This is a genomic window from Streptacidiphilus sp. MAP12-16, assembly GCF_041262165.1.
Classification (GTDB): domain Bacteria; phylum Actinomycetota; class Actinomycetes; order Streptomycetales; family Streptomycetaceae; genus Streptacidiphilus.
Genome location: NZ_JBGCBY010000004.1, coordinates 1 through 12,008 on the forward strand (window position 1 = coordinate 1; position 12,008 = coordinate 12,008).

A 12,008-nucleotide genomic window follows, 5' to 3' on the forward strand; every position below is an offset into this window, starting at 1 on the left:
GAGCGTAGCGAGGTGGGCACATGAGCGAGCGAAGCGAGTTCATCAATCAGAAGGCGGCGCTGGACGAAGGCCCCGCCGAGCGTAGCGAGGTGGGCACATGAGCGAGCGAAGCGAGTTCATCAATCAGAAGGCGGCGCTGGACGAAGGCCCCGCCGAGCGTAGCGAGGTGGGCGCATGAGTCCGGTATTCGCACACGGTCGCCTTCGTCTTTACCTGCTCAAGCTGTTGGACGAGGCGCCGCGACACGGCTACGAGGTGATCCGCCTGCTGGAGGAGCGCTTCAACGGGCTCTACGCCCCCTCGGCCGGCACGGTCTACCCGCGCCTCGCCAAACTGGAGCAGGAGGGCCTGGTCGCCCACACCGTCGAGGGCGGCCGCAAGGTCTACCGCATCACCGACGCCGGCCGGACCGAGCTCGCGTCCCGCGCTCCGGAGATCGACGCCCTGGAGGCCGAGATCCGCGACTCCGTCGCCCAGCTCGCGGACCAGATCCGCGAGGACGTCCGCGACTCCGCGCACGACCTGCGTGAGGAGATGCGGCTGGCTGCGAAGGAGTCCCGGCGCCAGAGCAAGGGCACCGCGAAGGGCTGGGGTCCCGACCCGGTGTGGGGCGGCGACGGCCCGTGGCCCGGCATGGACAAGGAGACCTGGCAGCGCACCAAGGAGGAGTGGCGGCAGGCCAAGGAGCAGGCGCGAGAGCAGGCCCGGCTGGCCAAGGAGCAGGCCCGCACCGCACGCGAGGAGGCCCGCGCCACCCGCGAGCAGACCAAGGCCGTGCGCGACCAGGTCCGTGCCGAGGCGCACCGCGTGGGCGAGCAGATTCGCGCCCACGCCAAGAACGGCGACTGGCCGACCGGCCTGGCCGAGGGACTCTCCGAGCTGACCCGCACCCTCACCGGCCTCGCCGACCCCTCGCGCTGGGGCGCCCCGCCCGCGGGCACCGCGACCCGGCCGGCCGGCGAGCGGGTGGACCTCGACAAGGACGCCGGCGAACCGGTCGAGGACTCCGCCCCGACCGACTCCGCCCCGACCGACCTGCCCCCGTGGACGGTCACCGACCCGGACGGCGAGCCCGTGCCGGAGTTCACCCACCTGCTCGACCGGTTCCGCGACGAGGTCCGCGACGCGGCCAGGGACGGCGGCTTCGACGCCGGCGACCTCGCCCGCGCCCGCGCCGTCCTCGCCGAGGCGGCCCGCCGCCTGCGGGGCTGACGCCCACTCACGCCCAGCGCCCTCCCAGTCCCCGTACCCCTGCCGGGGTGGCGGGGACCGCGGCGTGTGCGGGGGATACGACGGCGTGCGGCGCAGGCTACGGCGTCAGCACGACCTTGCCGAAGAGGTCGCCCTTGGCCATCCTGGCGAAGCCCTCTCGGGCGTCGGCCAGCGGCAGGACGGTGTCGATGACCGGTCGGACTCCGCTGGTCGCACACAGCGAGAGCAGCCCGGCCAGTTCCTCCTTGGTCCCCATCGTCGAACCGACGACCTTGAGCTCCAGGAAGAAGATGCGGGTGAGCTCGGCCGGTGGGTTGGGGCCGCTGGTAGCGCCGGAGATGACGATCGTCCCACCCGGACGCAGCGACTTGACCGAGTGTGACCAGGTGGCCGCGCCGACCGTCTCCATCACCGCGTCCACCCGCTGCGGCAGCCGCGCGCCGCTCGCGAACACCGCGTCCGCGCCCAGCTCGAGCGCCCGCGCGCCCTTGGACTCATCCCGGCTGGTGGCCCACATCCGCAGGCCCGCCGCCTTGCCGAGGACGATCAGCGCCGTGGCCACGCCGCCGCCCGCGCCCTGGACCAGGACGGTGTCGCCGGGCTTGACGCCCGCGTTGGTGAACAGCATTCGATAGGCCGTCAGCCACGCCGTGGGCAGGCAGGCCGCCTCCTCGAAGGACAGCTCGGCCGGCTTGGGCAACAGGTTCCAGGTCGGAACGGCGACCTGCTGGGCGAAGGCGCCCTGGTAGCGCTCCGTCAGGATCGAGCGCGGCTCGTCGGCTCCGACGCCGTGACCGCTCTGGCCGATGACGGAGTGCAGGACGACCTCGTTGCCGTGCTCGTCGACGCCGGCCGCGTCACAGCCGAGGATCATCGGCAGCTTCTCGGCCGGCAGGCCGACGCCGCGCAGCGACCAGAGGTCGTGGTGGTTGAGGCTGGCGGCTTTCACCGTGACGACGCTCCAGCCGGGGCGTGCCTCCGGCTCGGGGCGCTCGCCCAGTTCCAGCCCGCTCAGCGGGTCGTCGGCGTCGATTCGGGCAGCGTAGGCAGCGAACATGACACGACCCTAGGACGGTCGCGCGGTCCCGGGGAACCACGGCGCGGTGTGACATACGTCCGCTGGCGTCATGTCATCTGCGGGTGCTGCGGCTTGCGTCGGTGCTTCGGATGCCGGTGCCGGGGTCCAGGGCGTACCGCCTGGACCCCGGCATCCGCTCGCCATCGCGGCTAGAGCCGGGCGACGCCCTCCGCGCGGGCGGCGGCGGCGACGGCCTTGGTGACCGCCGGGGCCACCCGCGGGTCGAACGGGCTCGGGATGACCTGAGCCGCGGTCAGGTCGTCGCCGACCAGACCGGCCAGCGCGTCCGCCGCCGCGATCTTCATGCCCTCGGTGATCCTGGAGGCCCGGACCTGCAGCGCGCCGGCGAAGATCCCGGGGAAGGCCAGCACGTTGTTGATCTGGTTGGGGAAGTCGCTGCGCCCGGTGGCGACCACGGCCGCGTACTTGTGCGCGACGTCCGGGTGCACCTCGGGCGTGGGGTTGGCCATGGCGAAGATGAAGCAGTCCTTCGCCATGCGCGAGACCGCCTCCTCGGGAACGGTGCCGCCGGAGACTCCGATGAACACGTCCGCGCCAGCGAGCACGTCCGCCAGCGAACCCGACAGGCCGCCCCGGTTGGTCAGCTCGGCGATCTCGCGCTTCACGTCGGTCAGGTCGGTGCGTCCCACGTGGACCGCGCCCTGGCGGTCGCACAGCACGACGTCGCCGATGCCCGCACCGACCAGGATCTTGGCGATGGCGATGCCCGCCGCGCCCGCTCCGGAGATGACCGCGCGCAGGTCGGCCAGCGTACGGTTGGTCAGCCGGGCGGCGTTGCGCAGCGCGGCGAGGGTCACCACGGCGGTGCCGTGCTGGTCGTCGTGGAAGATCGGGATGTCCAACGCGTCCTGCAGCCGCCGCTCGATCTCGAAGCAGCGCGGCGCGGAGATGTCCTCCAGGTTGACGCCGCCGAAGGACGGCGCGAGGCGGATGACCGTCTCGATGATCTCCTCGGTGTCCTTGGTGGCCAGCGCGATCGGCACCGCGTCCACGCCGCCGAACTGCTTGAACAGGATCGCCTTGCCCTCCATCACCGGCAGCGACGCCTCGGGGCCGATGTCGCCCAGGCCCAGCACGGCCGTGCCGTCGGTGACCACCGCGACGACGTTGGACTTCCAGGTGTAGTCGTACACCAGCTCGGGCTGCTGGGCGATGGCGGTGCAGACCCGGGCCACGCCGGGGGTGTAGGCGAGGGACAGGTCGTCCGCGTCACGCACCGGCACAGTCGCAGTGATCTCCATCTTGCCGCCGCGATGCAGCGCGAAAGCGGGGTCGATGGGATCCTGCTCGTCCAGCGAGCGGGGGCTGATGATCTCGGCTGCCACGATGACCTCTTCGTCGTCGTTTCGGAGGGCGGTCGCCGCCAAGGAGCGACCCCGGCCTCCTGTTGAGGGGTGGTTGAGCTGCGGTGCGTCCGGTCGGTGCCGATCTCGACACTAGCCGGGGCGCCGCTGCGGCACCTTCGTCTTTTCGTCCGCGTAACGGCGACTTCATACGCCTCGACGTCGTTCGATCCGCCCGCACAGACGGTGTATAGGTGTACTCGAACGAGGGATGGCAAGGGTGTGGACAAGGGTGCTGCTGGCCCAGCAGAACTGGAGCGGGCCGTGCCGACGAGGCGCTTCGGCTCCGGAGCCTGCGTCGTCGGCTTCCGGTCCTGCACACCTCCCGAATCGGTCCCGATCCGGTGGCCTACTCATGCGACGGGGGTCACCCGTTATGGGATTTTGACACAGATAGACGCGGCATTGGGAGCCGGGGGTGGCAAGATTCGATCTCATTCACCGGTCGTGCCGCCGCATAAAGGTGTGCAGCACGCTGTGACAACTGCTCAGCCTGCCCCCACAGGAGGAACCCCCCATGGCACGTTCCATCGCCCAGCGCATCATCGCGACCGGCGCAGCCGTCGCAGCAGGGTCTTTGCTGCTCACTGCGTGTGGCAGTTCCAGCACCTCTGGTAGCTCGAGTGCTCCCAACGCTTCGCAGTCGGTCAACGCGGTGGGTGCGGACGCGGCGCTGGTGGCGCTGGTGCCGGCCGCACTGAAGAGCGCGGGTACGGCCAACATCGCCACGGACGCCTCCTACGCCCCGATGGAGTTCAAGGACGCCAGCGGGAACATCGTCGGCATGGACGTCGAGCTCGGCACCGCCATCATGAAGAAGCTCGGCCTGAAGGCGAACTTCGCGAACGCGAGCTTCGACAGCATCCTGGGCGGCATCGCGGCCAAGAAGTACGACCTGAGCCTGTCCTCCTTCACCGCCACCCAGAAGCGCGAGCAGGCCGTGGACATGGTCACCTACTTCAACGCGGGCGAGGCCGTCGCGGTCCTGGCCGGCAACCCGGACAAGATCGACCAGAAGAACCTGTGCGGCGTCAAGATCGCCGTGCAGAGCGGGACCACCGAGGCCGACGAGATCAAGAACACCATCAACCCGGCCTGCACCAAGGCCGGCAAGCCGGTCGCCACCGCCAGCGAGTTCACCCTGCAGACCGACGCCACCAGCGCCCTGGTCGCCAAGCGCGACCAGGCCATGATGGCCGACTCCCCGGTCGTGGACTACGCCGTCCAGCAGAGCGGCGGCACACTGCAGAAGATCGGCCAGGACTACAACACCGCCCCCTACGGCATCGTCCTGCCCAAGGGCGACGGCCAGCTGGCCCAGGCCGTCCAGGGCGCCATCAAGGACCTGATCAAGGACGGCACCTACAACCAGATCCTCACCAAGTGGGGCGTGCAGTCCGGCGCGCTCCCCGACACGCAGGTCGTCGTCAACGGCGCCACCAGCTGATCCGGGAAGTAACCAGTCGTGAACGCTCCCCAAGACCAGGCACCACCGACCCGGGCACGGCCCGAAGAGATCCGGGCCATCCCGGTGCGCCACCCCGGACGCTGGGTCGGCATCGCCGTCATCGCGGTACTCGCGGCCATGTTCGCCCACGCCATGCTGACGAACAAGCAACTGCACTGGAACACCGTCGGCCAGATCCTGCACGACCCCACCATCCTGCGCGGGCTCGGCACCACCCTGGAACTCACCGCCCTGTCGATGGTCATCGGCATCGCCGGCGGCATCGTCCTGGCGGTGCTGCGCCTGTCCCACAACCCCGTGCTCTCCTCGGTGGCCTGGCTCTACATCTGGGTCTTCCGTGGCACCCCGGTGCTGGTCCAGCTGCTGGTGTGGAACTTCCTGGGCGCGATCTTCCCCAAGGTCTCCATCGGAATCCCGTTCGGACCCACCTTCCACTCCTGGAACTACAACGACCTGGTCCCGCTGTTCACCGCCGCACTGCTCGGCCTGGGACTCAACGAGGCCGCCTATATGGCCGAGATCGTGCGCGCCGGCATCCAGTCGGTCGACGAGGGTCAGGCCGAAGCAGCCTCTTCGCTGGGACTGACCCACACTCAGACCCTGCGCAGAATCGTGCTCCCGCAGGCGATGCGCGTGATCATCCCACCGGCCGGCAACGAGACCATCTCGATGCTCAAGACCACGTCACTGGTCGTGGTGATCGCGCTCACCGATCTGACCAAAGCAGGCCAGGACATCGGCTCGCGCACGTTCCAGAACATCCCTGAACTCATCGCCGTCAGCATCTGGTACCTGTTCGTCACTTCCGTGCTGACCGTCGGCCAGTACTACGTGGAACGCCACTACTCCCGCGGCAGCAACCGGCAACTGCCCCCCACACCCTGGCAGCGGCTGCGGACCACACTGTTCTCCCTGCGGCGCCAGCCCGCACCGGCCACCGGAGGTGCCCAGTGACCGTGGTACCCATGGTTCGTGCCGAGCAGGTGCACAAGTCGTTCGGCCCGGTCGAGGTTCTGCGCGGCATCGACCTGGAGGTCAAGGCCCGCGAGGTGTTCTGCATCGTGGGCCCCTCCGGCTCCGGCAAGTCCACCTTCCTGCGCTGCATCAACCACCTGGAGAAGATCAACGCCGGACGCCTCTCGGTCGACGGCGAACTGGTCGGCTATCGCGAGAAGAGCGGAAAGCTCTACGAGCTCAAGGACCGCGAGGTCGCCCTCAAGCGCCGCGACATCGGCATGGTCTTCCAGCGCTTCAATCTCTTCCCCCACCTGACCGCGCTGGAGAACGTCATGGAGGCGCCGGTCCAGGTCAAGGGCCAGTCCAAAGCCGAAGCCCGCGAACGCGCCCAGGCCCTGCTGGCCCGCGTCGGCCTGGGCGACAAGGCCCGCAACTACCCCTCCCAACTCTCCGGCGGCCAGCAGCAACGCGTGGCCATCGCCCGCGCCCTGGCGATGGACCCCAAGCTCATGCTCTTCGACGAGCCCACCTCCGCGCTTGACCCCGAACTGGTCGGCGACGTCCTGGACGTCATGCGCGGCCTCGCCGACGACGGCATGACCATGATCGTGGTCACCCACGAAATGGGCTTCGCCCGCGAAGTCGGCGATGCCCTGGTCTTCATGGACGAAGGGGTCGTCGTCGAGTCCGGCCACCCCCGCGAGGTCCTCACCAACCCCCAGCACGAACGTACCCGCGCCTTCCTCTCCAAAGTCCTCTAGCCTCTCCACAATCCTCTGCCCCCAGCGGAACCCGTCGTGGCCCGGGCCTCTCCACAGTGGAGGCCGGGGCCACGACGTTCTGTCCTGATGACGTAACAGCGTCAACCGGACGGACTGTCAGTGCCGTCCGGTCGGATGAGGGTGCACCGTCGTGCCCTCTTCGACCAGGGGGGCCACCTTCCATGCAGAACCACCGTCACACCGTCCTCGCCACGTTGGCGGGCGTCGCCCTCGCCGGGCTCGCCGTCGGCTGCGATCCCACCCACACCGGTGCTTCCGCCGCCGCGACGCCGAGCGCCTCGGCCCCGCAGTCGGACAGCGCCTCGCCGTCCGCGGCACCGTCCGCGACGCAGCTCAGCTCGGCCCCGATCGCGGTCACCCACACCACCGCGCCCGCGGGCGGGCACTCGTCCGGGCCCTCGGCCACGTCCTCCCCCAAGACGACGTTCGCCCCCTGCTACATCCAGCCCGGCTTCCAGAAGTTCGCCCACCTGGACTCGGCCAGGGCCCACCTGGACTCGGCCGGCAGCGGCGCCACCACGGTCACCCTCACCTTCGAAACCTGCCGCTACAACACCGCCTTCGAGGAGGAGGTCCGCTACACCCCCACCGGTCCGGCCGCCACCCTCACCCTCGCACCCGGCGCGGTCGTCGAGGTCGTCAACGACAGCGCCAGTCCCGTACCGATACCGGTGCACCAGCTCCCCGGCTACAAGGACGTCAACAGCGGCTACTTCTACGTCCACCTCGACGCACAGGGGCAGGTAGCCGCCCTCACCGAGATCTTCCACCCCTGAGAGCTACGACGTAATACCCTTGTCTCCAGGTCGTCTGTTACCGCTGACGGGCATCGCCCAGCAACGAGGAGCAATCGTGGAGCTCACCACCTACGCGGACCTGGCCGTGCGGCTGGTGAACACGGAGGAGCCCGGTCGCGGCAAGGACGGGCTCACCACCGTGGAGGCCGTGCGCAAGCTGTTCAGCAGCGGCAGCCGGGGCATACGGCTCGCCGACGAGTCCGACCTGCCGCGGCTGCGGTCGGTCCGGGTACGGCTGCGCGCGGTCTTCGAGTCGGCCGACGAGGGGGACGAGAGCCGCGCCGTGAATCTGCTGAACGAGTTGCTGACCGAGTACCCGGTGAGTCCGGTCGTGTCCGGGCACGGCTTCCTCGGCGACAACGGCCGCCCGCAGTGGCACATGCACCTGGCCGAGAACGCGAGTACGGCCACCGCCCTCTACGCGGCGGGCGCGAGCATGGGCCTCGCCGTGCACCTCACCCAGCACGGCGTGGACCGGCTCGGCATCTGCCAGGCCGCCCCCTGCCGCAACGCCTACCTGGACACCTCGACCAACCGCTCCCGCCGCTACTGCTCCGACCGGTGCGCCACCCGGGCGAACGTCGCCGCGTACCGTGCCCGCAAGCGCGAGGAGAACCGCGTCACAGCTCCGGGCTGAACCTGCGGAACGCCCCGAGCCGGCGTGCGAAACCGTACGGCGCCCGGCTCAACAACCGCTCCAGCCAACCGGTCGGGGCCAGCCAGGCCGGCCGGGGCCGGATCCGGCAGAGCACCCGGCCGAGCACCAGCTCGTCCGGGACCGCACCGTAGTCGCGGCTGTCGCTCTCGACCTGGCTGTTGTCGGACAGCAGCCACCAGCCCCCGGCGCGGCGCTCGACCGCGCGCTTGACCACGAACAGTTCCTGCCGCAGCGGATGGCGGGCGACCACGATCGCACCGGGTCGCACCCTCGCCCCGTACTGGCAGAGCACGACGTCACCGTGGGTGAGCATGGGGACCATCGACGGCCCCTCAACGTTGAGCAACCCGAAGCGCCCGGGGGTGAGTCCACCCTCCGGCGGCTCCTGCGGCAGGTCGCCAGCGCCTGGATCGTGTGTCTGCTCCGCCATGCCGTTCATCCTCGCCTGCCGTGCCTGCTGTACCTGCCGCCGTGCGTATCACACCCTCGCCTCCATCTTGACCCACGCCGCCGGGAAGTCCACGGTCCGTACAGCTTTTGCCCTAGGACCGCGGGCTGGACGCGATTCGGCAGCGGATCCGGAGTAATCTCGTGCCGGGAAGACGATCACAGGAAAGGGACTTTCATGTTCTCTCGGCTGTTTGCACCGCGGATCACTGTCCACGCCCACTGCGACCTGCCCTGCGGTGTCTACGACCCCGCGCAGGCCCGGATCGAGGCGGAGTCGGTCAAGGCCACCCAGGAGAAGTACCAGGCCAACGACGACCCGCACTTCCGCGCGCGGGCCATCGTCATCAAGGAGGAGCGCGCCGAGCTGGCGAAGCACCACGTGTCGGTGCTCTGGTCCGACTACTTCAAGGCCCCGCACTTCGAGAAGTACCCGCAGCTGCACCAGCTGGTCAACGACACCCTGAAGGCGCTCAGTGCCGCCAAGGCGTCGACCGACCCGGCGACCGGCCAGAAGGCCCTCGACCTGATCGCCGAGATCGACAAGATCTTCTGGGAGACCAAGCAGGCCTGATCCAGCTCGCGCCCGTCAGCACAGACGGGCCGAACGCGAAGAACCACCAGCGGTGTCGACCGACAGCCTCGATCAGTCTCGGTCCGAGGAGTCGTCGCTGGTGGTTCTTCGCGTTCGGCTGAGATGCCAGTCCGGTGTGGACGCCAGTCCGGTGTGGACGCCAGTCCGGTGTGGACGCCAGTCCGGTGTGGACGCCAGTCCGGCGTGACAGTGGCGCGACGTAGGCTGCAGGCATGATTCGTCCAGCCGTCGCCACTGACATTCCCAGCATCCACGCCATGGTCCGCGAGCTCGGCGACTTCGAGAAGTCCCTGCACGAGGTGAAGTCCACCGAGGAGCAGCTGCACGCCGCCCTCTTCGGCCCGCACCCGGCGGCCTTCGCCCACGTCGCCCTGGACGAGGTCACCGGTGAGACCGTGGGCTTCGCGCTGTGGTTCCTGAATTTCTCGACCTGGACCGGCCTCCACGGCCTCTATCTGGAGGACCTCTACGTGCGCCCCTCGGCGCGTGGCGGCGGCCACGGCAGGGCGCTGCTGGCGGCACTGGCCCGAATCTGCGTGGAGAGCGGCTACGGCCGGTTCGAATGGTCGGTGCTGGACTGGAACGAGCCCGCGATCGGTTTCTACAAGGCCCTGGGCGCGGTGCCCATGGACGAGTGGACGGTGTTCCGGATGAGCGGCGAGCCGCTGACCGCTCTCGGAGCGGCTCCCGAAGCCGGTTGAGCGCCGTCTCGGCGGCCCCGCGGGAGATATCCTCACCTCCATTGCCACGCTCAGCTCCTGACGACTTACCATGGGTCACCCGCAAGGCATGCGGGCGGCACCCTGACGCCAGTCGGGCGACATCGCGTCGTGGATCGCGATAGCGTCACCTCCCAGGCAGACCCGACCCCCAGCAGAGGCGGGCCTCGTCCGGCAGGGCCTGACAGCACTGCGCCCCAGAGCACTGTGAGAGAACCGCTGCACGGGCATCGTCCCTCCGCAGCGGCGCAACACCAACGGAGGTGAGGGTGTCCCAGATCGACGGCGAGCCCGACGCGAAGGACTTCGTCGAAGTCCGGCTGCCCGCGGCGGGTGCCTACCTCTCGGTCCTGCGAACCGCGACAGCGGGCCTCGCAGCCCGACTCGACTTCACCCTGGACGAGATCGAGGACCTGCGGATCGCGGTCGACGAAGCCTGCGCCATCCTGCTCCAGCAGGCGGTTCCGGGCAGCGTCCTCACCTGCGTGTTCCGCCTGGTCGGCGACTCGCTGCGGGTGACCGTGTCAGCTCCGACCACGGACGGTCGCGCCCCCGAGCGCGACACCTTCGCCTGGACGGTGCTCTCGGCGCTGGCCGGCGAGGTCGAGTCCACGGTGGCCGAGGACCGAACGGTCACCATCAGCCTGCACAAGAAGCGCGGCGCCGGACCAGGGCAGCCGTGAGCAGGCAGCGTCAACGGTGACGGTGCAAACAAGTTGATCCCGGAACGGAACGGAACGGGGGATCGCCGTGAGTGATCACGACCGCACAAACGGTGCCGGGCTGCAGGCCGCCGCACCCAGGTCCGGCGCGGAGAAACCCGTCCTGCCCGCGCAGTCGGGTGTGGCAGGCGTTGCCGGCAAGGCGTCATCCCCGGAGTCCGTGCACACCGGGGCCGAACAGGCGGAGGACAGGGTGTTCGCAGACGATCCCGACCGTCCCGACCAGGCGGTGCCGATGGCGGTCGGGGAGACGGACGGACTCGACAAGGTCGAGGACGCCCCACCGGACGGCGCGGCGCAGAGCGTCGCCGAGGACGTCACGGACGCCGAGCCCGACGTCGACCCCGACCTCGTGCCTGGCGCCGCGGCCGGGCAGGACCCCGAGCACGCCCCCGCGCCCGAGCCGCACGTCTGGGGCGGCGGCCGGCCCGCTCCGCAGCGCCACGGCGCCCCCGACCGGGAGGCCGCCCGCGCCCTGTTCGTCCAGCTCGCCGCGCTGCCCAGGGAGGCCCCGGAGCGGGTCGAGCTGCGCAACCAGCTGGTCCGGATGCACATCCCGCTGGTCGAACACCTGGCCCGGCGCTTCCGCAACCGCGGCGAGCCGTTGGACGACCTGACCCAGGTCGCCACGATCGGCCTGATCAAGTCCGTGGACCGGTTCGACGTCGACCGCGGGGTGGAGTTCTCCACCTACGCCACCCCCACCATCGTCGGGGAGATCAAGCGGCACTTCCGCGACAAGGGCTGGGCCGTCCGCGTCCCGCGCCGTCTCCAGGAGCTGCGGCTGTCGCTCACCACCGCCACCGGTGAGCTCTCCCAGCAGCACGGCCGCTCCCCCACGGTTCACGAGCTGGCCGAGCGCCTCGGCATCTCCGAAGAGGAGGTGCTGGAGGGACTGGAGTCCGCGAACGCCTACAGCACGCTCTCGCTGGACGTCCCCGACACCGACGACGAGTCGCCGGCGGTCGCGGACACCCTGGGGGCGGAGGACGACGCCTTGGAGGGCGTGGAGTACCGCGAGTCGCTGAAGCCGCTGCTGGCCCAACTGCCGCAGCGCGAACAGCGGATCCTGGTGCTTCGCTTCTTCCGGAACATGACCCAGTCCCAGATCGCCGCCGAGGTCGGCATCTCCCAGATGCACGTCTCCCGGCTGCTCGCCCGAACCCTCGCCCAACTCCGCGACAAGCTGCTGCTGGAGGAGTAGCGCGC

General features: G+C 69.9%; 13 protein-coding genes. 10 read left to right on the top strand and 3 right to left on the bottom strand.

Features of this window, described 5'->3' with window-relative positions:
- Positions 1 to 174: 174 nt before the first annotated feature.
- A complete protein-coding gene (locus tag ABIA33_RS05740) occupies positions 175 to 1,212 on the top strand; it encodes a helix-turn-helix transcriptional regulator (protein ID WP_370077791.1) in 1,038 nt (345 codons plus the stop codon).
- 97 nt (positions 1,213 to 1,309) lie between these two features.
- Here the strand turns inward: ABIA33_RS05740 and ABIA33_RS05745 are convergent, their stop codons facing one another.
- A complete protein-coding gene (locus ABIA33_RS05745) occupies positions 1,310 to 2,269 on the bottom strand; it encodes a zinc-binding dehydrogenase (protein ID WP_370077793.1) in 960 nt (319 codons plus the stop codon).
- Between the two features lie 170 nt (positions 2,270 to 2,439).
- Entirely contained in the window at positions 2,440 to 3,636 is a 1,197-nt protein-coding gene (locus ABIA33_RS05750; RefSeq protein ID WP_370077795.1) for an NADP-dependent malic enzyme, read from the bottom strand.
- A gap of 535 nt (positions 3,637 to 4,171) precedes the next feature.
- Between ABIA33_RS05750 and ABIA33_RS05755 the strand changes: the two genes are divergently transcribed.
- From ABIA33_RS05755 to ABIA33_RS05775, 5 genes are all read left to right on the top strand, one after another.
- A complete protein-coding gene (locus ABIA33_RS05755; RefSeq protein WP_370077797.1) occupies positions 4,172 to 5,101 on the top strand; it encodes an ABC transporter substrate-binding protein in 930 nt (309 codons plus the stop codon).
- A gap of 18 nt (positions 5,102 to 5,119) precedes the next feature.
- A complete protein-coding gene (locus ABIA33_RS05760) occupies positions 5,120 to 6,076 on the top strand; it encodes an amino acid ABC transporter permease (protein WP_370077799.1) in 957 nt (318 codons plus the stop codon).
- A gap of 11 nt (positions 6,077 to 6,087) precedes the next feature.
- The gene (locus ABIA33_RS05765; protein WP_370077801.1) at positions 6,088 to 6,840 is read left to right on the top strand and encodes an amino acid ABC transporter ATP-binding protein; all 753 of its coding nucleotides are present in this window, start codon (positions 6,088 to 6,090) and stop codon (positions 6,838 to 6,840) included.
- 182 nt (positions 6,841 to 7,022) lie between these two features.
- On the top strand, positions 7,023 to 7,637 hold the full coding sequence (locus ABIA33_RS05770; RefSeq protein WP_370077803.1) for a hypothetical protein: 615 nt from the start codon (positions 7,023 to 7,025) through the stop codon (positions 7,635 to 7,637).
- A gap of 76 nt (positions 7,638 to 7,713) precedes the next feature.
- A complete protein-coding gene (locus ABIA33_RS05775) occupies positions 7,714 to 8,295 on the top strand; it encodes a CGNR zinc finger domain-containing protein (RefSeq protein ID WP_370077805.1) in 582 nt (193 codons plus the stop codon).
- Here ABIA33_RS05775 and sodX read toward each other — a convergent pair.
- Positions 8,279 to 8,746, bottom strand: coding sequence for a nickel-type superoxide dismutase maturation protease (gene sodX / locus ABIA33_RS05780; protein WP_370077807.1), 468 nt, complete (start codon positions 8,744 to 8,746; stop codon positions 8,279 to 8,281). The two genes, ABIA33_RS05775 and sodX, sit on opposite strands and share 17 nt — an antisense overlap.
- A 195-nt stretch (positions 8,747 to 8,941) precedes the next feature.
- Here sodX and sodN point away from each other — a divergent pair, with 195 nt between their 5' ends.
- The 4 genes from sodN to ABIA33_RS05800 all read left to right on the top strand — a co-directional run bounded on the left by sodN (position 8,942) and on the right by ABIA33_RS05800 (position 12,003).
- On the top strand, positions 8,942 to 9,337 hold the full coding sequence (gene sodN, locus ABIA33_RS05785) for a superoxide dismutase, Ni (protein ID WP_370077809.1): 396 nt from the start codon (positions 8,942 to 8,944) through the stop codon (positions 9,335 to 9,337).
- A gap of 233 nt (positions 9,338 to 9,570) precedes the next feature.
- A complete protein-coding gene (locus ABIA33_RS05790; protein WP_370077811.1) occupies positions 9,571 to 10,059 on the top strand; it encodes an N-acetyltransferase family protein in 489 nt (162 codons plus the stop codon).
- Between the two features lie 287 nt (positions 10,060 to 10,346).
- Positions 10,347 to 10,760, top strand: a complete 414-nt coding sequence (locus tag ABIA33_RS05795) for an anti-sigma regulatory factor (RefSeq protein ID WP_370077813.1) — start codon at positions 10,347 to 10,349, stop codon at positions 10,758 to 10,760.
- Positions 10,761 to 10,827: 67 nt separating this feature from the next.
- On the top strand, positions 10,828 to 12,003 hold the full coding sequence (locus ABIA33_RS05800; protein ID WP_370077815.1) for a SigB/SigF/SigG family RNA polymerase sigma factor: 1,176 nt from the start codon (positions 10,828 to 10,830) through the stop codon (positions 12,001 to 12,003).
- The last annotated feature ends 5 nt before the right edge of the window (positions 12,004 to 12,008 follow it).